The sequence below is a fragment of the Amygdalobacter nucleatus genome, from assembly GCF_029167365.1.
Taxonomy (GTDB): domain Bacteria; phylum Bacillota; class Clostridia; order Saccharofermentanales; family Fastidiosipilaceae; genus Amygdalobacter; species Amygdalobacter nucleatus.
In genome coordinates, this window is sequence record NZ_JARFNM010000001.1 from 596,605 (window position 1) to 616,900 (window position 20,296).

A 20,296-nucleotide genomic window follows, 5' to 3' on the forward strand; every position below is an offset into this window, starting at 1 on the left:
GTTTATATGAAAAAACATATAGCATTAGCATTATCTTTGGTTCTGACTGCAAGTTTGTTTGCAGCATGTTCTAAGCAGGAAGCTAAGCCGACAAAGGCAGCTAAGGAAACAAAAGCTGCAGAGTCAGTGGCAGCTACTAAAGCTGAGAGCAAGGAAACAAAGTCATCCGAAGCTGACAAGAAGCCAGCCAAAGCCGAAGAGGTTTCTCTTGAGGATTGGAAGGGTACTTGGAATAGCATCGAGGGTTACTATGATGAGCCTGAAGTCAAGAAGGCTATGGAAGAAAAGGCTAAGGAGATCAAAAAGAAGTTTGATGATCTCAAGGCTGAAAAGTCTAAAGAATGTCATGTTGATTGGCTTGGCTTGAAGATCGACGGCAAGACGATCACTTTCTTAGACAACTTTGCAAGCAAAAACGGCAAAGAGCTTGAGAAGGTCGAATATGTCTTCAAAGAGATGAAGCAAGTCGGTAAAGAGGGCGAAGAGCACTCCAAATGGGCAGTGTTCGAAGCTAAAGACAAGAATGCAAAGCATCCTTTGTTGTTGATGATGCCAGTTCATGGCGAAGACGAAATTACACATTTCCATATTCGTTATGGTAAGAGTGTTGATGAAATGTTGAAGATGGATGAGTGGTGGCCTGTAATGGCTAAGGACTCCAGCACAATGGAGCAAGTTATCACAGAAGTGACACACTAAGTCCAACACTTTTATAGCTTAACAAAGGCTCGCTTTGATGCGAGCTTTTGTTGCATAAAAAATAAATTGAGATTTATCAAGTAATTGTACTGCTATTTAGTATAAAAGCTTCCTAATATAGATAGAAAAATATGAAAAATAGATTGATTCGCATGCTGGCTGTTTTGCTGGCTGTTACTTTTAGCCTGGGTGCTTGTCAAGCTAAACAAGATGCAAACAATGGTGAGCATAAACCAATTGTTTATGCTTCTTTTTTCCCAATTTATGATTTAGTTAGACAAGTTTCCGGCGATACACTTGATGTGCGTTCGTTTATGCCGACCAACACCGATTTACATACCTGGGAGCCAACTGGTCGCAATATGAAAGAATTAGCTAAGGCTGATATTCTGTTTGTGAATGGCGCTAACATGGAACGGTGGGTCGACAGTGTTAAACATAACTTCCCCAATTTGAAGGTTGTCAGTTTGGCTGATAAGGTACAGTTAATTACCTACAAAGGCGCAGCTTCGATTGGTGACTTTCAATATATGACTGAAATTTCTGCCAAGGCAGATACAACCTATAAGTTTGAGTTCGGACATACCCATGAAGATATTATGCGTGTGGCATTCATCCGCAAAGATAAAGATTATGCTTTGAAGGAGATCATTAATATCGGTAAAAAGGTGATGGAACAAAAAGGCGAACTTATACCGCAAGAGCAAGAAATTGCTGTTACACCCGATAAAGTTTATGCCTTAGAGATGGGGCATGTGAGCGGCCGTGTCTATTTCAAATTACCTGAAGATGGCGATTGGTATGTTTTGTCAGGTCGTGTGTCTGAACGTTTGTTGCCATATACTTTACAAACTAAGGCAGGCGAGAAGATTGAGCATAATGATTTGGTCACTACTTCCACTAATGGCCATGATAAAGTCACTTATGATCCGCATTCCTGGCTTTCATTAAATAATGCCAAGCGTTACTTGAATTATATTTATGACACGTTGAAAACAACTTATCCTGATAATGCCAAATTATATGGCAAGCGCAAGTTTAAGGCTGTTGATCGCCTAACTGATATTCAAGCGCAATATAAAGAAAAGTTCGCAAGCTTAGACAAAAAGGCGTTCCTAGTCACTCACTATGCTTGGGAATATTTAGCTAAGGAATATGGCTTGATGCAATATCCTTTGCAGGGCTTAATTTCAACAGAATCACCGAGTTTGAAGACAATCAAAAAGGCAATCAAATTCTGCCGCGATCAAGAGGTAAATACCGTTTTCTACGAGAGCAATATGCCGCCTAAAGAGGCGCAAGCTTTAGCCCAAGAGATAAACGGCAAGTTTGTTGATCTTACCAGTATGGAATTTGTGCCTAGTGATGATCAGGGCGAAATTGGTAGCTATACGAAGATTATGGAAGCTAATTTAGCTAAGTTGTATGCAGCGTTGAGCGGAGAGACAAAATGAAACAGATAGAAATAAATGATTTAAGTTTTGGCTTTAATAGTGAGCTGATTCTTAAAAATATTAATTTTGCCGAGGAGGCAGGCGAGATTGTCGCTATTCACGGCGAAAATGGTACGGGTAAAAGTACCTTATTGAAATTGATTTTAGGTGAATTAACCGCAACTAGTGGCGAAATAAAGGTACAAGGCCAAAATCTTAGAAAAATGAAAGATTTTTCTAAGATTGCTTATGTTCCGCAATTACAGACATTTGATAATATAACATTCCCAATTACCTGTACTGAGATTGTTGCTTTGAATTTGTATCGCCAATTTGGTTTCTTCAAAATTCCTAGAGCTTGTCATAGAGAAGCGGCTAGAAAAATTTTGACTGAGATGGGTCTACAAGATTATTTAGATACACCATATAATCAGCTGTCTGGTGGCTTCAAGCAACGTACACTCATTGCTAGGGCTATGATTAACAACCCAGAATTGTTGATTTTGGATGAGCCGACAGCTGGCGTTGATCAGGCAAGCAAAGTGAACTTCTTGCAATTAATTAAAGAGACGAATCAAAAGAAAAAGACAACTGTTTTGATCGTTACGCACGAGATGACCTTAGTTGAGCAGCAATTGCCGTTAGATGCTGTCTACGAGATGAAGAATGGGGGTCTCCAAAAATGTTAGAATTTGCTTTCATGCGTCATGCTTTGTTGGCTGGGTTCTTCCTGTCAATCATTATTCCAATGATCGGTATCGTGATGGTCAATCGCAAAACCAGTATGATTGGTGATGCCTTGTCACATACTTCTTTGAGTGGTGTAGCTTTAGGCTTGATCTTTGGCTTTAATCCAGTTTGGGGCGTCTTGCTTATCTGCCTGATTGCTGCATATGCAATTGAATATATTCGCGCTAAATTCCCGCATTATGGCGATATGGCTACGGCTGTTATTACAAGTACAGGCTTGGGCCTGGCAGCTGTATTAACGAAGTTTGCTGCAGGGGGTAACAATTTTGAAAGCTATCTATTTGGTAGTATTTCCGCTGTTACTTTGTATGATGTGGTGAGCGTGGCAATTGTCTTTGTGGCAGTTGTAGTTGTCAGCATCGTTTATTATGCCGCTTTACTTGATTTGGCAATTGATAGTAATTTGGCTCGCTTAGCTGGCGTCAATGTTAAATTGGTCAATGCTATTTATACATTCTTGTCAGCTGTGACAATTGCTTTGAGCTGTAAGATTGTTGGTGCCTTACTCGTTTTGTCAATGTTGGTATTACCTGTTGCGACAGCTTTGATTATTTGCCGAAGCTATAAGACAACTTATATCATGTCAATTGTTTTGGGCGTATTTTACACTATGTCAGGTATCATCATTTCCTATTATTATGATGTGCCGACAGGTGGTGCGATTGTTATCTTGGCCGTACTTGGGATGCTAATCACAGCCATCTATCGTAAATGCTGCCGTAAGAATTAATTACAATTAAGTTAAAGCTGAAAGCCGACTTATTTTTTAGTAAGTCGGCTTTTTATGTTATAGTTCAAACATAGAGCGTTTGAGAGGAATTTAGGGCATGGACAAATTAAAGGCTGAACTTTTAGCTTTAGGTGTTAAGAATTTGATTTTAAAAGAAGCTGGCAAAGTAGTTTGGCAATTTCAAACAGAGCCTAATCGCTTGTTCAATCAATATTCTGTGACAAAGGCTTTCACAGCTTTAGCCTGCTTAGCAGCGTGCAGAGCGGGCTTTTTGAGCTTAGACAGTAATGTGACAGAGCTTCTTAAAAAGCTAGAAGCGGCTAATAAAGCAAATTTAAGTTCGACTAATACTGAGCAGATAGAAACTCACATAAAGGCTAATTGTGTGGAGAATTTAGCCATAACAGCCAAAGAGGTTAGATATGATGTTTCTGAATTAAATGCGCTTGCTATTAAGTTAGAACAGGCTGAATTACAGCTTTTATTCTGCAATTTACCCAAACGTGCTAGGCTTGAGCAATTAACGATTAGACATTTATTGAATATGACAAGCGGGCATGGGCAGACGCATATGTTTATAGATGAAAGGCAAAAACTTAGTCTGGGGACAAACTGGTTTGATTTTTGCTTGAATTTGAGTTTTGCTAGGCGGCCTGGGACGCATTTTCTCTATACGAATGCTGGCCCTTATATGGCAGGTGTGCTTGTGCAAGCTTTAACAGGTAAGCGTTTAAGTCAGAATTTAGCTAATTTGTTCAAATTAGGCTTAGGCATGGAGCATGTGAAATGGCAGCAAGATCCGCTTGGCTATGAATTTGGGGCGAGTGAACTGTTTATGAGTACAGAGAAACTGAGTGAGTTCGCTGAGATTTTGCGTAAAGGTGGTCAAGCCTATACTTCAGAAGAAGCGGTTAAATTAGCAACGAGTGTGAGTTATAACAATGCTGAAAAAGGTATTTACTATGGCTATGGTTTTTGGCTGTATCCTGATGGAGCTTATAGAGCAGATGGTAGCCATGGCCAGTATATTATGGTCGATGCCAAGCGCAATTTAAGCTTAGCGGTGAACAGTGACGCAACAGACGAAAGACAACTCAAAGAGTTGTTGTATACAAGTTTAATTAAGCATTGATTAGCTTAAAGTAATTTATAAGACAATAAATAAGGGGCTTACAGATGTTTGCAAACATGCTTGCAACTTGTAAGTCCCATTTTGTTTCTTAGTTATAGTCAGGCAATTTCCAGTCGATAGCTTCTAAGTTGTGAGACACTAGAAAATCATTAGCCTTTTGAAAGTGTTTACAACCGGCAAAGCCACGATAAACAGCTAAAGGACTTGGGTGACTCGTCATTAAAAATAGTTGATTTTCTTTAGTTATAGCTGGCTTTAGAGCTTGGGCAGCTTTACCCCAGAACATGAAAACCATGGGCCTATCACTAGCATAAAGGTAGGACAGAATGTTGGTCGTAAAAGTTTCCCAACCTTGGTTTTGGTGGCTGAAGGCCTGGCTATCTCTAACAGTTAGCACTCTGTTTAGAAGAAAGACGCCTTGCTTTGCCCAATAGGTTAAATCGCCATGCTTAGGATTTTGCCCTTGTTCTTTGAAAATATTTTGGAGCGAGGGTGGAATTTGAACTCCACGATTCACCGAGAACGCAAGTCCCATGGCTTGGCCTTTTTGGTGATAGGGGTCTTGGCCGACGATAACGACTTTCACTTTGTCAAAGGGGCAGAAGTTGAAGCTGTTGAAAACTTGTTCTGCTGGCGGGTAAACAGCATAATGTTTACGTTCTTCTGTCACAAATTGGCGTAAGTGTGCAAAATAGGGCTTAGTCATCTCATTTGAGATAATATCGTACCAGTTATCCACTTCTTTGTTCCTCAACTATATTCGCATTGCTCGTCTTGCTGTTATTGTGCAAGATACTATCTTGCATAAGTATACGCATTTATTTATAAAAAGAGCAAATGCACTTGGCATTTGCTCCATAATTATGATGCTATCAAGCTGAGTTATTTGCGTCTTTTGGCAAGGATATAAGCTACACCGATAACCAAATATGCTAGATAATTTGTGGAGTTTATTAATTCACCCGTTTTAACAATTTGTCCACGTTTAGCTGGCGTAATTGCTCTCAATTCTACTGTACCGTTTGTGTCACTTGTGTCGCTTGGAATATAATTTGGCAAGTGAGCTTGTGGAGCTGGTTCAATTGGAACTTGACCTGTGCCAATCTCATGCTTTGTGCTATCACCGTTGCTAGACCATTCTGCATATAATTCAGTGTGCTGATTGTTGAAATCTAAATTAGTGAGATTAAATTGGTTGCTACCTTTCCAATCGAATTTTTGCGTTCCAACTTGATCCGTGGTCCACGCCATGAATTTATAGTCTTTGAAACTAGGATTAATTAGCTTAGCAAGATCAATACTAGGATCATTACTCAGTTTGCCATCAACAATAGAATTAGTAGGATTTTTTTGCCAGAAGCACTGTTCTATAATTGGCTCTGTTTTAGAGTTCTCCTTTTTTAGCTTAATATAGCCAACATATTTGTCTTCAACTTTTCCATCTTCGGCATTGTTGAGGTGCAGGGTGAGCTTCATGGGTACTCTGACGAAAGTCAGTTTATCTTGCTGAAGATTCTTTAATTTTGCACTGTATTTGAACATTTCTTCAGCTGTCATAGGCTCACCAACTGGATTTTCTTCTGTACCAGAGCTTGTTATAGTGCCTGTATTTTCGTCAATCTTATTAACTGCTCGCCATATGTTACCTAAGTCATCTTTAGAATATAGAACAGGATCTTTGCCAGCTATGTTCATTGTAACCCAATTACTTGGTATGTGAGTGCTAAAAAGAGCAGAATTTTTGCCAAGATCAATTTTTTGCAAACTTGAAGTGGCACATAGTAGCATCACTCGATTACAATTCTCTTGAATTTGCCATTTGCTTAAATCTAGTGAGCGTAAATTTTCTGCATACTCGAACATTTTTTCTATAGTATTTACTTTTCCGACATCCCAATTGCTGACATCGATAGCTTTTAATTTAGTACAGCTAAACATACACGCCATATCTTCTACATTTTGTGTCTGCCATTTACTTACATCTAAAGTTGCCAAATTTGTTTTACTGCCTAGGTGGGGGAAGGCATTACGCATGGTTGTAACTTTGCTGACATCTAAGTTGCTTACATCTAAGCTGTTTAGATTTTCACAATGCGCAAAGATGTTCTCCATATTTGTTAATGCTGTAGTTTTCCATTTGCTGATGTTTAAGTTCTTTAATTCCTGGGCACCTTTAAACATGTTCATCATGCTTGTGACCTTACTAACGTCCCAATTTTCAGTAGCTAATGTTGAAACATATTTTGTATTATTGAACATGTAGGTCATATCAGTAACATTAGCTGTTTGCCAATTACTGACATCAATGCTTTCTACTTTATCAGCTTCTGCAAACATCCTGTTCATGCTTGTAACTTGGCTACAGTTCCAATTTGCTGCATTAAGCTTTTTAAGTTGAGAGCCACCAAACATTGAACTCATATCTGTGACTTTGCTGACATCCCAATTTGTTAAGTCCAACTCACATTCACTAATTGAACCTGAAAAAGTGCTTATCATATTAGTAACTTTGCTTGTATTCCAGTTAGCAATATCATTGAGATTTCTAATTTTAGATTTATAGAATGTTGCTTCTAAGTTTTGAACTTCATCTGTTTTGAAGCTAGATAGATTATCTAGATTTTTTAAGCTGGGTGTGTTACAGAAAAGATAGCTGAAATTAATGACCTTAGAAGTATCCCAATTACTAATATTTAGCGTTTCTAACTTTTCCATATGAGCAAATGTACCACTTAAATCGGTGATATGGCTGATGTCCCAACTGCTTAAATCTAGCGACTGTAATTCTTTACAGCCTGCAAACATATAAGCAAGGCTCGTTAATTCACTGATATCTAAATTTTCTAAGCCAATGATTTCTTTAACAGCCCCTAAACCTGTGAAAGTATTATTAGTGCCAACAAATACAGAGTTGCCACCTTCAGCAGCTTTTACTTTTATTTTTCCACCACCAGTTTTTGTTTCGAGGATGATTTTTGTGATACTATCACGTTGTTCAAACCAGGGTGTTGCTTGCCCTCGCTCGAAGCCATATTTCCCCAAAAGAGAATCAAAGGCATGAAAATTTTTGGCTGTAGAATTAACCGAATACACCGTCGGACAAGGCAAAACGTCTGCGCTTATTGTTAAAGTGCCATTTTCTAAACGCCATTCTGCTGAGTTGTTATTTTTGTCAGTCCATGTTTGCCAGCTTGTGGCACGATCAGAATATATTGAGGCGTTGCTTTCCACTTTTACACCACTTAGAGCTTGATTTTCTGAATTATCAGCAAGTTTAGCACTGTTGTCATTTGCAAGCTTAACAATGTTAGAATTTAGCTTAACCTCAGTATCAGCTTTATCAATTTCTTGTGAATTAGGTTCATCTGAGGCTTGAACAGAATCAGACTTATGCTGACTATTATCATTTGAACTAGCTACATCTAAACTAGGCTCTTGCATGTTTAGCGACGTAGTTGCAGTACTGTTTTGTTCGGCATGTGTTTGAATACGATTGTTTACAAAAAGTGAACAAAAAAATAAGCTTGCAATGCCAATACTTAGTAGTTTACGCATAATCCGTACCTCTTGTGTAGTGTTATTAAACACTAACTTGCCAGACAGGGGCAACTAGGTAACAACTGTGTTACAAGCAGACTACATGTTTAAGAGGTACTGTTTGATAGCTAGTAGTATTACTATCTAGGCTTTGAAAGGTGAAGGAAGATAAAAGTTCAGTAAAGCCCCTAAATTTAGGGATAAATAACTGCATTTTTACAAATTCGATGGCTAATTTTTATGGTGATATCCGTCTAAATACGGGGTTTTAGTGAAATTTTAAGACATCAATTTCGGGTCAATTTCATGCCTATACGAAGCAAAAAGCTTATAAATTTAATTAGAACAATTGACTTATTCAGCGCCTAATCACTAACTTTTTACCAGGGATACAAAGATGGTGAGAGTAAAATAGAGAGGGAAGCAGATACCAAGATAAATAGAGGTACTTTAATTACAAGCTACTAAGAGGATTGAAAGTAAGTGATTTTTTTCGTGCTAAGCTCCAAAGCTTGGCGTTCCACAACAAAGTTGCATTGTATACATTACGAGTCAAACTATAACAAGCATTTGCTAAAAAGTTATACTTGAACTTATAATAAGTCTGTTCAAGTTCCAATAGCTCAGCTGGATAGAGCGACTGCCTCCTAAGCAGTAGGCCGGAGGTTCGAATCCTCTTTGGGACGTTAGCTTCCTGTTAAGCAGGGAGCTTTTATTTTAGCTGTATCGAAAGCTTATTGGCAAAAGTTATTTTCTAGCTTAAAAGATAGCCAGTTTTGAGCTAATTGTGCTAAACTAAATGGACGCAAGGAGAGAGATATGAAGATAGGTATTGTCGGTTTACCGAACGTCGGTAAAAGCACTTTATTTAATGCAATTACACAGGCTGGAGCTGAGGCTGCCAACTATCCTTTTTGTACAATTGAACCTAATGTCGGTATCGTTAGCGTACCAGATGAGCGTTTAGAGCCACTAGTTAAGCTTTATGATGCGGAGAAGTGTACGCCAGCTGTTGTTGAATTTGTCGATATTGCTGGCTTAGTTGCTGGTGCAAGTAAAGGTGAGGGCTTAGGCAATAAGTTCTTGTCCCATATCCGTGAATGCGATGCAATTTTGCAAGTTGTCAGATGCTTCGAAAATGAAAATATCGTGCATGTGAATGGTAAACCTGATCCAATCCGCGATATTGATATTATTGAAACTGAGTTGATTCTAGCTGATTTAGAATTCTTGGCTAAGCGCATTAGCAAGGTTGAGAAGCTTTGCAAAGGTGGCAACAAAGATGCCAATAAAGAACTAGCCTTCCTTGAACGTTTGCAAGCTTGGTTGAATGATAACCATTCAGCTCGCTCATTTGCAAGTAGCGATGAGGAAGCTGACTATTGGAATGAGCTTTATCTATTATCCCGTAAGCCAATTTTGTTTGTGGCTAATGTTAGCGAAGATGATATTCATGCCACAAGTGAAACAAACGACTTCATTAAGGATGTTAGTGAGAAAGCTAAAGAAGAACAAGCAGAAACTTTAGTAATTTCAGCTGAAATTGAATCAGAGATAGCAGCTTTAGATGATGAAGATAAAGAGATGTTCCTCAATGATTTGGGCCTCGAACAAAGTGGTTTGAACAGAATTATCAAAGCTAGCTACAAATTACTCGGCTTGATGTCTTATTTGACAGCAGGCCCAAAGGAAGTAAGAGCTTGGACGATTCCAATTGGTTGCACAGCGCCTAAGGCCGCTGGTAAAATTCACTCTGACTTTGAGCGTGGCTTTATCAGAGCTGAAGTTGTCAATTACAAAGATTTGTTAGAAGCTGGTTCCTTAGCCAAAGCCAAAGAAAAAGGCCTTGTGCGTTCAGAAGGTAAAGAGTACGTTATGCAAGATGGAGATGTGGTTCTCTTCCGCTTTAACGTTTGATTTTAGATTGAATAGATTATTTAGATTGGCCTAAGTTATTGCAACTTAGGCCATTTTTGTGCTGTTTTTAGGCTGCTGATAAGGGCCATTGATGCAAATTTTTAGCTTGCGAATTTACGAATTTTTGTTCGAAAATTCCTGCAAAAATTCGTTCTATCTAGTTTAACCTGTAATTAAGCCTTAATTAGGAATGGTCAACTGTTTCTAACTAGAGCTTAATAGTTATGTGAGGATAGAGAAATGGCCCATATCAGCAATGCAAGTATATATAGTTTGTATCGTAATGCTAAAAATCAGTTGCAACTTTGCCAAGTGGCAGTCAGCATCAGTAATGGCTTAAATGGTTGTCAAATTATAGGTGGCGTAGATAAGACGATTAAAGAGGCTTATTTTCGTGTGAAAGCAGCCATAAAGGCTAGTGATTTTCGTTACCCACCAGGTAAGATTGTGGTCAATTTAAGTCCGCTTGCGGCGGCTAAAAAAGGTAGTTGTTTTGATTTGGCGATTGCTTTGGCTTTATTAAAAGCGAGTAAACAGATTAAATTACCAGCAGTCTGTTTGGCCTATGGTGAATTGAGTTTAGCAGGTTCGTTGATTGAACCGAGTAATTTGTTGAGTGATGCAGATTTAGATTTGGATTCTAAGCAACTTAAAGCTTTGGTGACTTCTTTGAGACAGCTTTGCCCGAGTGAAACGATTGTCTGTTTGGGACCAGATTTGGATAAAACAGGTAGAATTACTTGCAATGTGCTTTGTCTGTTGGCTAAGTTTCAGAAAATTTCTGTTAAGACGGAAGCGATAAGTAACTTGAAAGATTTTAATTTGCTTAAATTTGCTGATGCCAAGCTTAATGCGAATGGTATGTCCTTGCCGGTGCCGTATATGTTGGATGTTGAGATAAGCTCTAAATTAGCTAGTTCAATAGATAGGGAGGAATTATTGGCTGAATTATCAGCTAGATCGAAAATAGCTTTGCAAACTTATTCAGCTCTGCGAAATATTGCTTTTTGCAAAGAAGTATTCAAATTGGCTTTGGCTGGCGGGCATAGTTTAGCATTGATTGGTTCCAACGGTTCAGGTAAGACTGAATTGTTGCATAGCGCAATTTATTTTTTAGCAAATGAAATAAAAGCACAGATTGAGCGAAAACAGTCTAATTTGATCGAGCTAAATAATTATGTACTTGACTTGGATTTTATGACTTTGCCGAGCAAATTATTGAATTACAAATTACAAACAGGTAAACTTTGGCATTTGCAAAATGGGCTAATTTTTCTATCCGAACTTAATAAGTTCAGGACTAAATCACTTCTCTGCTTGGAACAATTTTTTAAGCAGCAAATTGATTTGAGTCAGAACTGTAAACAGCAACAAATCATGCAAGCTGATCAACTAAATATAAGTCCGCATTGCCAAATGTTGGTAGATTTTAACCCATGTCCTTGTGGCAATCTGTTTGAGCCATGGCTGACTGCTTGTAGTTGTTCAAATTTCCAAATTAAGCAATTCAATCGGCGTTTAACAGGCGCTATTTGGGATAGATTGGCCTTAATTTGTATTGCAAGACGCATAACAGCTGAGGAGACAAAAGGCGAAAATATGCAAGTTCAATCTAATGGTAAGGAAGAGAAGCTGGAAGAATCTGCTAGCCAGGTTAAATATCAGATTGAACAATGTCGAAAATGGCAACGCGAACGAAATGGCAAAACGTGTATGCATGCTTGTTTGAACAGCCAATTGACGCTTGCTGAATTAAATACTGTACAGTTACTTTCAAATGATATGCATGACTTCTTGCATTTAATGCGTCTAAGTCGGCACTATTCTTATCGGCGCTTGTATTTTGTAAGAACGACAGCTTTAACGTTAGCTGATTTAGCTTGTGAAAAATGTCAACTTAAACATTTTTTACAAGCCAGCAATTATTGCTCGGTACCGGAGGAATTTAATTATGCTTAAGGAGTTAGATTTGGCGAAGTATCTAGCGAGAAATGGTCAATCTGAATTGTTAAATGTTTGGTCTGGCTCCTTTCTTTGTTTATTGGCTAGCACTTTGAAGATAGCAAGAAGCTATTTAGTCAAAGTCTTAGAAGAACAAGCAGATAGTCGCCCAGAGCTAGGTGAAAATTTAATAGTGTGGGCTAAGCGTTTTACAGTTTCAGTCTTAACTTATTATGCAGAAGATTTTAATAAGAAAGCTGGGACTTTTAGTAAGCTGAATTTGCTCTTTTCAGAGGCTAAAATTAGTGAAAATGCTTGTCATTTATCTAATAGTATATTAACTGAATTAGCGCAAATTGAGATTGATGTTAGAGAACTTTATGATATTAAGGTGATGCTTTGTTTTGAAAACAGATTCCCACGCCTCTTAAAAGAAATTGCCAATGCGCCAGCTTTGCTGTTTTATATTGGTAAAACTGAAAATATGCAATATAACTGTCTGCCAACTGTAGCTATTGTTGGCTCACGGCATATGACTAATTACGGAGCTATGGTTATTCGCCAACTTATGCAAAGTTTAAGTTTGTATAAGCTAAATATAGCTAGCGGTTTAGCCTATGGCTGCGATATTACAGCCCATAACAGTTGCTTAGATAACGGCTTAATTCCAATTGCTATCTTACCCAATGGACTTGCTAAATGTTATCCAAGTGAGCATCGGCCTTATTTGAATAAAATTAAGGAAAAAGGTTTTGTGTTTAGCGAGTTTTTGCCGTGGCAGATGGCACAGCCGAGTTTTTTTGCAGCGAGAAATAGATTGATAAGTGGTTTGGCACAGCTTGTAGTTATTATCGAGGCAGCCCAAAAGAGCGGCAGCCTAATTACAGCGTCTTTTGCAGCTACACAAGGTAGGGAAGTTTTAGCTGTGCCTGGTGCAATTACGCAAGCATATAGCGTTGGTTGTAATAACTTAATTTTAGATGGCTGTCAGCCATATTTAGGAGCAGAGCAAGTAACTAATATTCTAAATGCCAAATTTGCTATTTATCCTTTGCAATTAAAGGAAACTTTCACCTTGGATGCAGATGAAAGGAATTTGGCAGCTGACAAGCTACCAATTAATGAGGTGACAAATTTATCTAAGCATGCTAAATTAGCGGCATTGATTTGCCAAAGCTTACAAGAAAATGTTAGTATGCTAAGTCAGGATTTGTATGCTTGCGTAAGGCAAACAAAAGAATTTACGAATAATTTAGAAATTGGCGAATTTCTGAGCACTTTAGAACTTTTAGAATTAACCGGTAAAGTTAAAAAGCAGAGAATGCAATATTATTTAGCTTCAGGTTAGGTTGATTAAGCTTAGTAATTTGTATTAATGAGGATGAAAAATGGGGAAGAAACTGTTGATTGTTGAGTCGCCTGCTAAGGCCAAAACGATTAATCGGTATCTGGGTGATGATTATATGATAGCGGCATCAGTAGGCCACGTACGGGACTTGCCATCTATGAGTTTAGGGGTTGATGTTCGCCATGATTTTAAGCCACGTTATATCAATATGCGTGGTAAAGAAAAGGTAATTAAAGATTTAAAAGCTAAAGCAGAACAGGCTGACTGTATTTATATCGCAACCGACCCTGATCGCGAGGGAGAAGCGATTGGTTGGCATTTGGAAAAATTACTAAATTTAGACGAAACAGAGCCAGTTAGAATTACGTTTAATGAAATTACCAAAAATGCTATACAAAAAGCTGTTACAGAGCCAAGAACGATTGATATTAACTTAGTTAATGCGCAGCAAGCTAGACGTATTTTGGACAGATTAGTTGGCTATGAACTTAGTCCAGTTCTATGGCAGAAAATTCGTAAAGGTTTGTCTGCTGGTCGTGTGCAATCTGTTGCGACCAAGATCATAGTTGATCGCGAAAGAGAAATAAAAGCTTTCGTGCCAGAAGAATATTGGTTACTGAACGCAGAATTTGCTAAAGCTAATAGCCAAGCCTTTGCAGCTGAATTTTATGGTCGTTTACAAGCTGGCAAGATCAGTAAAGTCGAACTAAAAAATGAGATACGGGCCAAGGAAATTTATGAGCAGATTAAAGGTCAACAGGCTGTTGTTAAAGAGCTGAAAAAAGGCGAACGCAAACGTTCAGCAGCTCCGCCTTATACAACTTCAACTTTACAACAAGAAGCATCATGGCGTTTAGGCTTCGGTTCATCTAGGACGATGAAAATAGCGCAACAGCTATATGAAGGCGTTGAGATCCAAGGCTTAGGTCAAATTTCTTTGATCAGTTATATCCGTACAGACTCTGTGCGTATATCTGAGGAAGCTTTGAAAGTTGCAAGAGAGTTGATCAGTAAAAAATTTGGCGAAGCAGCTTTGCCAGCTAAACCGAATTATTACAAAAACAAAGGTGCTAGTCAGGATGCTCACGAAGCAATTCGTCCAACCCATTTTGAATTGGAGCCAGAATTTGTTAAGCACAGTTTGACCAATGAGCAATACCAATTATATAAGCTTATTTTCCAAAAATTTCTAGCTTCGCAGATGTGCCCAGCTGTTTTTAGCACGCAAAAATTAGACATTTTGGTGGCTGATGAATTTGTCTTCAAAGCTAAAGGCGAACGCTTACTCAAACCAGGCTTTTTAGCTGCTTTTAATAGCCGTAGTTGGGAAGAAAACCAAAAAGAGGGTATGCAAGATAATTTGTTACCTGAACTTACAGTTGGCGAAAAGTTGGAAAGCAAAAAATTGCGACTTGAACAAAAATTTACAAGTCCACCTAAAAGATATACGGAAGCTTCACTGATTAAATTGATGGAAGAACAAGGTATCGGCCGACCATCTACATATGCGCCAACGATTAAAACAATTATAGAGCGTGCTTATGTTGAGAAAGTTGAACGCAGCTTACAGCCAACAGAGCTAGGCATAATTGTTACAGAATTTTTGGAAGCTAATTTCCCAAAAATCGTCAATGTTTCTTTTACAAAAGCAATGGAAGATGACTTAGACTTGGTCGAGGCTGGTAAAAAAGATTATCCGACAGTTTTACACGAGTTTTACGAGCCTTTCAGCAAAGATATTAAAAATGTCAAGGAGAATATTGCTAAAGTTGAATTGGCAGTTAGCAAAACTGGTGAAAAATGTCCAGAATGCAAAGAGGGAGATTTGGTGTATAAAGAGGGGCGCTTTGGTAAGTTTATTGCTTGCGAGCGTTTCCCAGAATGTAAATATACACATAATGCTTATACAAAGACGGAGGCAATTTGTCCCCTTTGTGGCTCACCTATCATAGCCATGCGCTCGCACAAGCGGAAGAAAATTTTCTATGTTTGTGATAAATCCAAACAAGCAGATTGTGCGTTTATTAGCTGGAATTTGCCGTTAGCTGAGAAATGCGAAATTTGTGGCGCCTATAAGGAAGAAAGAATATTTAGACGGCAGAAGAGTATTATTTGTTCCAATGAAGAGTGCCCTAGCAGAGTGAAAAAAACCGATAAGACTAAGCAGACAGAGACAGATAATGAGGTTGAAAAGGAGCCTAAAGCCAAGAAAACGACCAAGGCTAAAAAGGCAACTAAAACTAGAAAAGCAGATACTGTAGAATCAGAAAATACAGCTGATTCTGCAAAGACATCTAAGACTAAAAATCTTAAAAAAGCAGCAAAAAAGGCCGCTTCTAGCAAGTAAGCTGAGGAAAAAACAGAATGAGAGTAATGATATATGGTGGCGGCTTAGCAGGATCGGAAGCTGCTTTGACTTTAGCTAAGTTAGGCGTAAAAGTTGATTTGTATGAGGAAAAAACGCTCACTGCTAAACCTGTATACAAGACAGATAAATTTGCAGAACTCGTTTGTTCTAATTCTTTGAAAGCCAAACGGCCATATGTAGCCTCAGGTATGCTAAAAGGTGAAGCTTTGGCCTTAGGTTCAACTTTGTTGCAATATGCGAAAGAGTCAGCTGTTGAAGCTGGCGGGGCTTTGGCTGTTGATAGAGACTGTTTTGCCGACAAAGTGACAGATGCTATTCAGGCTGAACCGTTAATTACGGTTCATCCAGCTAGCATAAAAGCTTTATGTGATGATGAATGTTACCAATTAGTAGCTACAGGTCCACTTACAGACATGGATTTCCTGACTAATTTGCAAACTTATTTGAGTAGCGCTGATAACAAAGTGAAATTAGCGTATTTCTTTGACGCTCAGGCACCTTTAATTGAAAAAGATTCAATTGACTTTGAGCATGCCTTTTACATGTCAAGATATGAGCGTGGCGAAGCGGCATATTTGAACTGCCCGATGAATAAGGCTGAATATACAGCTTTTTACGAAGCCTTAATTTCAGCTGAACGTGCAGAAGTGCATGACTTTGAGCGAAAATTATTATTTCAAGGTTGCATGCCGGTTGAACAGATAGCTATGACTGGTTACAAATCATTATTGTTTGGACCTTTAAAACCAGTTGGATTAGTGGATCCAGTAACAGGCAAACGGCCCTATGCTTGCGTGCAATTAAGACAAGATAATATGGCTAAGACTTTGTACAACATAGTTGGTTTTCAAACGCAATTAAAATGGCCAGAGCAAAAACGCGTGTTTGGCTTAATTCCAGCGCTAAAAGAGGCTAGTTTAGCCCGCTATGGAGTTATGCATCGAAACAGTTATTTACATAGTCCAGCTTTCTTAACTGACAGTTTGGCTTCTAAATATGCTAAAAGTGTTTATTTTGCTGGCCAAATTACAGGCATGGAAGGCTATGTACCAGCGATAGCTTCTGGTTTGTGGGCTGCTTTGAATATATATGTTGCCTTGCAAACTAACAATTCTAAGAACTTAGAATTGCCACAAGTTTGTATGTTAGGTTCTTTAATTAGATACATATGTACAGAGCAGGCTAATTTCCAACCAATGACAGCTAATTTGGGTATATTGCCTGAACTTGCTGAAAATTATCGTGATAAACGCTTGAAAGGTAAGGCTTATGCTAAGCGGAGCATTCAAGCATTAACAGAGTTTTTCCAAACAGAATTATGGCCTTTATTATCTGAACATACAGAATTTATTAAGTGCCAAACTCAGGCTTTGCAAGCTTGGCAACGAGCATTGGATACAGATGCAGAAGAAATTGCGTAAATTAGCTCCATTTCTGCGCTATAATGATGAGATGTACAGCTTAAAAACTGCAATTGAACTTTAGTAATCGAGGAAAAAGAAGTGAAAACGAGTGATTTTGGTTATGATTTGCCGCTAGAATTAATTGCCCAAAGTCCAACTGAACGGCGTGATGAATCAAGGCTTTTGATTGTAAATGGTGTCGGTGATGTAGATGATAGCCATTTTTATAATTTGCCGAATTATTTAAGACCAGGTGATACTTTAGTTTTGAATAATACCAAGGTTATGCCAGCACGTTTGATTGGCGCCAAAGAAGGCATGCAAAAACCAGTTGAAGTATTGCTACTTAAAAGAATTAATACAACAGATTGGCAATGCTTAGTTAATCCTGGTCGGCGCTTGCGTCCAGGCTGTCATATCGAATTTATTAAAGATGAGTTAAGTGCCGAAATCTTAGATTATAGTGATGATGGATCACGTATCGTTCATTTCAATTTCACTGGTGTGTGGGAAGAAATATTAGATAGAGCAGGAACAATGCCTTTGCCACCATATATCCATAAAAAGTTGGAAGACCAAAACCGTTATCAGACAGTTTATGCTAAGGAGAATGGTTCAGCAGCTGCCCCAACAGCAGGCTTACATTTTACGAAAGAGCTGTTAAAAAAATTAGCTGATATGGATATTTTACCAGTTTATCTGACTTTGCATGTTGGCTTAGGTACGTTTAGACCAGTTAAGGTGGAAAATGTAGAAGAGCATCATATGCATACTGAATATTATGTGATGCCAGCTGATACGGCTAAGATTATTAACGAGCGCAGAGCTAAAGGCGGACGTGTAATTGCAGTTGGTACTACATCTTGTCGTGTGCTAGAAACAGTAGCTTCTGAAGATGGCCACATAGAAGCTCAACATGGCAATACAAGTATTTTTATCTATCCTGGTTTCAAGTTCAAAATTGTCGATGCGATGATTACTAATTTTCACTTGCCTGAATCAACTTTGATGATGCTTGTTTCAGCTTTGGCAGGCAAAGAAGAAATTTTTAGTGCATATGATCATGCTATTAAAGAAAAATATCGTTTCTATAGCTTTGGTGATGCTATGTTGATTCATCGAAAAGGTATTGGTGCTTTTCGTGTAGAAGAGAAGAAGTGATAAGTGAGAAGAGAGGAAGATATGCTGAGCAAAAATTTGACAAAGGAAGAGTTGGCTAAGAAATATCCAATTTGGTTTGAATTAGAACATGTGTGTAAGCAAAGTGGCGCGAGAGCTGGTATTTTGCATACACCACATGGCGATATAGCTACGCCAACTTTTATGCCAGTTGGCACGCAGGCGACGGTTAAATGCATGGCGCCAGAAGAAATTTGGCAAATGGGCTCACGCATTCTATTGGCTAATACTTATCATTTGTGGATGCGTCCAGGAGAAGATATTGTAGCTGAAGCAGGTGGCTTGCATAAGTTTATGAATTGGCCCGGTGCTATTTTAACTGATAGTGGCGGCTTCCAAGTTTGGAGTTTAAGTGACCTTAGAAATATTAAAGAAGAGGGTGTTCATTTCCGCTCTGAATTAGATGGCTCAGCCCAGTTCTTGTCACCTGAAAAGGCAATCCAAATTGAAAATAAATTGGGTGCAGATATTATCATGGCTTTTGATGAATGTGCGCCATATGATGCAGATAGAAACTATATTATTGATTCAGCTAGTAGGACAACACGCTGGTTGGAGCGCTGCGTCAAATCACATAGTCGTTCGAAAGAACAAGGTTTATTCGGCATTATTCAAGGCGGTATGTTTGCCGATTTGCGTGTACAGTCAGCTAAAGAGATAACGTCATTTGATTTGCCTGGTTATTCAGTTGGTGGCTTAAGTATTGGTGAACCACCAGCGTTGATGAACTCAATGTTAGATGCAGTTCGGCCATATCTACCAGGGAATAAGCCGCATTATCTTATGGGTGTTGGCACACCAGATTATATTTTGGAAGGCGCCTTACGTGGTATAGATATGTTCGATTGTGTTTTGCCAACTAGAATTGGTAGAAATGGTTCGGCTTTGACTTGGCGAGGCAGAGAAATTATTCGAGATGCGAAAAATGCACGTTGCTTTGAGCCGATTGATGCTAATTGCACATGCTATGCTTGCAAAAATTATACACGTGCTTATATTCGTCACTTGCTGAAATGTAAAGAAATATTTGGTTTGCGCTTGATGTCGTGGCATAATTTGCAATTCTTGCAAGATTTCACAGTTGCGTTGCGGAAGGCTATTTTTGCAGATCGCAGCATGGATTTCAGGCATGATTTTTATGCAAATTCTAACTATGGTGCTAAGCAGGATTTTCAGTCGTAGAGCGGGAAAATACAGGCATTGTAAATATTAATTAATTGATTTTAGAGACAATTAGGGTATTTATAGCGCTTGATAGTAACAGACATTTCCGTTAGAATATATTCAGTAGTTTGATCAAGAGGTTTTTAATATGTTAGGAAACGCACAACATTTGGTTTTAGCAGCTAGCCCAACGGCTAGTATGGTAACAACACTTGGATTTACTATTTTGATGCTAGTTTTGATTTATTTCACGTTGATTCTGCCTCAGAAACGTACTGAGAAGCGCCAAAAGTTGGAACGTTCTCAACTTAAAGCCGGTGATCAGGTTATTACAATTGGCGGCTTGGTTGGTAAAATCGTTAATATTAAAGACGATGATATCACTATTGCTAGCAGTGTTGCCCAAACTATGGTGACTTTCCGGCGCGATGCAGTGAACCTGCTCAAACCAACCACAGCACAAGCGACCAAAACTGAAAAGAAGTAAGTAGAGGAGGCTGTAAAATGACACATTTTACTATGATTAGTAAAGGTTCTACAAAACTGTATGCTGTAGGCGCAGCTTGCGGTGAATGCCAAACGTCTTGTCAATCAGCTTGCAAGACCAGTTGTACGGTTGGTAACCAACCTTGCGAGAGAATTGCTGACTAAGGTCAACGGTTATTTTAATCTAAGCGAAAGAGAGCCGTTTTACG

General features: G+C 38.6%; 16 protein-coding genes and 1 tRNA gene. 15 read left to right on the top strand and 2 right to left on the bottom strand.

The window, feature by feature from the left end; translation table 11 throughout:
- The first annotated feature begins 6 nt into the window (after nt 1–6).
- The 5 genes from PYS62_RS02670 (at nt 7) to PYS62_RS02690 (ending at nt 4,744) form a co-directional block, all read left to right on the top strand.
- Nucleotides 7–699, top strand: a complete 693-nt coding sequence (locus PYS62_RS02670; protein ID WP_066713748.1) for a ZinT/AdcA family metal-binding protein — start codon at nt 7–9, stop codon at nt 697–699.
- A gap of 131 nt (nt 700–830) precedes the next feature.
- Nucleotides 831–2,153, top strand: coding sequence for a metal ABC transporter substrate-binding protein (locus tag PYS62_RS02675; protein WP_082714301.1), 1,323 nt, complete (start codon nt 831–833; stop codon nt 2,151–2,153).
- The gene (locus PYS62_RS02680) at nt 2,150–2,821 is read left to right on the top strand and encodes a metal ABC transporter ATP-binding protein (protein ID WP_066713744.1); all 672 of its coding nucleotides are present in this window, start codon (nt 2,150–2,152) and stop codon (nt 2,819–2,821) included. The genes PYS62_RS02675 and PYS62_RS02680 overlap by 4 nt, the downstream gene beginning before the upstream one ends.
- Nucleotides 2,815–3,612, top strand: coding sequence for a metal ABC transporter permease (locus PYS62_RS02685; RefSeq protein ID WP_066713742.1), 798 nt, complete (start codon nt 2,815–2,817; stop codon nt 3,610–3,612). The genes PYS62_RS02680 and PYS62_RS02685 overlap by 7 nt, the downstream gene beginning before the upstream one ends.
- 97 nt (nt 3,613–3,709) lie before the next feature.
- Nucleotides 3,710–4,744: a serine hydrolase domain-containing protein gene (locus tag PYS62_RS02690; RefSeq protein WP_066713739.1), complete on the top strand. Its 1,035-nt coding sequence runs from the start codon at nt 3,710–3,712 to the stop codon at nt 4,742–4,744.
- An 88-nt stretch (nt 4,745–4,832) separates the two neighbouring features.
- On the opposite strand, the gene PYS62_RS02695 is transcribed toward PYS62_RS02690, so the two are convergent.
- Both PYS62_RS02695 and PYS62_RS02700 read right to left on the bottom strand, forming a co-directional pair.
- Nucleotides 4,833–5,498 (bottom strand): uracil-DNA glycosylase, encoded by a 666-nt coding sequence (locus PYS62_RS02695; RefSeq protein ID WP_066713736.1) that lies wholly within the window; start codon nt 5,496–5,498, stop codon nt 4,833–4,835.
- A gap of 128 nt (nt 5,499–5,626) precedes the next feature.
- Nucleotides 5,627–8,299, bottom strand: a complete 2,673-nt coding sequence (locus tag PYS62_RS02700; protein WP_066713733.1) for a BspA family leucine-rich repeat surface protein — start codon at nt 8,297–8,299, stop codon at nt 5,627–5,629.
- Between the two features lie 594 nt (nt 8,300–8,893).
- On the opposite strand from PYS62_RS02700, the gene PYS62_RS02705 reads away from it, so the two are divergent.
- The 10 genes from PYS62_RS02705 (at nt 8,894) to scfA (ending at nt 20,252) form a co-directional block, all read left to right on the top strand.
- Nucleotides 8,894–8,967: transfer RNA gene (locus tag PYS62_RS02705), tRNA-Arg, on the top strand.
- A gap of 133 nt (nt 8,968–9,100) precedes the next feature.
- Nucleotides 9,101–10,198 carry a redox-regulated ATPase YchF gene (ychF, locus tag PYS62_RS02710; RefSeq protein WP_066713731.1) on the top strand — a complete coding sequence of 366 codons (1,098 nt, stop codon included), beginning with the start codon at nt 9,101–9,103 and terminating at the stop codon, nt 10,196–10,198.
- A gap of 240 nt (nt 10,199–10,438) precedes the next feature.
- Nucleotides 10,439–12,157 (top strand): magnesium chelatase domain-containing protein, encoded by a 1,719-nt coding sequence (locus PYS62_RS02715; RefSeq protein ID WP_066713729.1) that lies wholly within the window; start codon nt 10,439–10,441, stop codon nt 12,155–12,157.
- Nucleotides 12,150–13,487, top strand: a complete 1,338-nt coding sequence (gene dprA / locus PYS62_RS02720) for a DNA-processing protein DprA (RefSeq protein ID WP_066713727.1) — start codon at nt 12,150–12,152, stop codon at nt 13,485–13,487. The genes PYS62_RS02715 and dprA overlap by 8 nt, the downstream gene beginning before the upstream one ends.
- 40 nt (nt 13,488–13,527) lie before the next feature.
- Nucleotides 13,528–15,834, top strand: coding sequence for a type I DNA topoisomerase (gene topA, locus PYS62_RS02725; RefSeq protein WP_082714300.1), 2,307 nt, complete (start codon nt 13,528–13,530; stop codon nt 15,832–15,834).
- Between the two features lie 17 nt (nt 15,835–15,851).
- Nucleotides 15,852–17,276 (top strand): methylenetetrahydrofolate--tRNA-(uracil(54)-C(5))-methyltransferase (FADH(2)-oxidizing) TrmFO, encoded by a 1,425-nt coding sequence (trmFO, locus tag PYS62_RS02730; RefSeq protein WP_082714299.1) that lies wholly within the window; start codon nt 15,852–15,854, stop codon nt 17,274–17,276.
- An 81-nt stretch (nt 17,277–17,357) separates the two neighbouring features.
- The gene (queA, locus tag PYS62_RS02735; protein ID WP_066713724.1) at nt 17,358–18,419 is read left to right on the top strand and encodes a tRNA preQ1(34) S-adenosylmethionine ribosyltransferase-isomerase QueA; all 1,062 of its coding nucleotides are present in this window, start codon (nt 17,358–17,360) and stop codon (nt 18,417–18,419) included.
- A gap of 21 nt (nt 18,420–18,440) precedes the next feature.
- Nucleotides 18,441–19,619: a tRNA guanosine(34) transglycosylase Tgt gene (gene tgt, locus PYS62_RS02740; RefSeq protein ID WP_066713720.1), complete on the top strand. Its 1,179-nt coding sequence runs from the start codon at nt 18,441–18,443 to the stop codon at nt 19,617–19,619.
- A gap of 130 nt (nt 19,620–19,749) precedes the next feature.
- The gene (gene yajC, locus PYS62_RS02745) at nt 19,750–20,088 is read left to right on the top strand and encodes a preprotein translocase subunit YajC (protein ID WP_066713717.1); all 339 of its coding nucleotides are present in this window, start codon (nt 19,750–19,752) and stop codon (nt 20,086–20,088) included.
- Between the two features lie 17 nt (nt 20,089–20,105).
- A complete protein-coding gene (gene scfA, locus PYS62_RS02750; protein ID WP_066713714.1) occupies nt 20,106–20,252 on the top strand; it encodes a six-cysteine ranthipeptide SCIFF in 147 nt (48 codons plus the stop codon).
- Nucleotides 20,253–20,296 lie beyond the last annotated feature (44 nt).

Excerpts from the sequence above, each read along its gene's own strand:
- PYS62_RS02670 (WP_066713748.1), top strand. The coding sequence starts at position 7 with ATGAAAAAACATATAGCATTAGCATTATCTTTGGTTCTGACTGCAAGT.
- PYS62_RS02675 (WP_082714301.1), top strand. The coding sequence starts at position 831 with ATGAAAAATAGATTGATTCGCATGCTGGCTGTTTTGCTGGCTGTTACT.
- PYS62_RS02680 (WP_066713744.1), top strand. The coding sequence starts at position 2,150 with ATGAAACAGATAGAAATAAATGATTTAAGTTTTGGCTTTAATAGTGAG.
- PYS62_RS02685 (WP_066713742.1), top strand. The coding sequence starts at position 2,815 with ATGTTAGAATTTGCTTTCATGCGTCATGCTTTGTTGGCTGGGTTCTTC.
- PYS62_RS02690 (WP_066713739.1), top strand. The coding sequence starts at position 3,710 with ATGGACAAATTAAAGGCTGAACTTTTAGCTTTAGGTGTTAAGAATTTG.
- PYS62_RS02700 (WP_066713733.1), bottom strand. The coding sequence starts at position 8,299 with ATGCGTAAACTACTAAGTATTGGCATTGCAAGCTTATTTTTTTGTTCA.
- ychF (WP_066713731.1), top strand. The coding sequence starts at position 9,101 with ATGAAGATAGGTATTGTCGGTTTACCGAACGTCGGTAAAAGCACTTTA.
- PYS62_RS02715 (WP_066713729.1), top strand. The coding sequence starts at position 10,439 with ATGGCCCATATCAGCAATGCAAGTATATATAGTTTGTATCGTAATGCT.
- dprA (WP_066713727.1), top strand. The coding sequence starts at position 12,150 with ATGCTTAAGGAGTTAGATTTGGCGAAGTATCTAGCGAGAAATGGTCAA.
- topA (WP_082714300.1), top strand. The coding sequence starts at position 13,528 with ATGGGGAAGAAACTGTTGATTGTTGAGTCGCCTGCTAAGGCCAAAACG.
- trmFO (WP_082714299.1), top strand. The coding sequence starts at position 15,852 with ATGAGAGTAATGATATATGGTGGCGGCTTAGCAGGATCGGAAGCTGCT.
- tgt (WP_066713720.1), top strand. The coding sequence starts at position 18,441 with ATGCTGAGCAAAAATTTGACAAAGGAAGAGTTGGCTAAGAAATATCCA.
- yajC (WP_066713717.1), top strand. The coding sequence starts at position 19,750 with ATGTTAGGAAACGCACAACATTTGGTTTTAGCAGCTAGCCCAACGGCT.
- scfA (WP_066713714.1), top strand. The coding sequence starts at position 20,106 with ATGACACATTTTACTATGATTAGTAAAGGTTCTACAAAACTGTATGCT.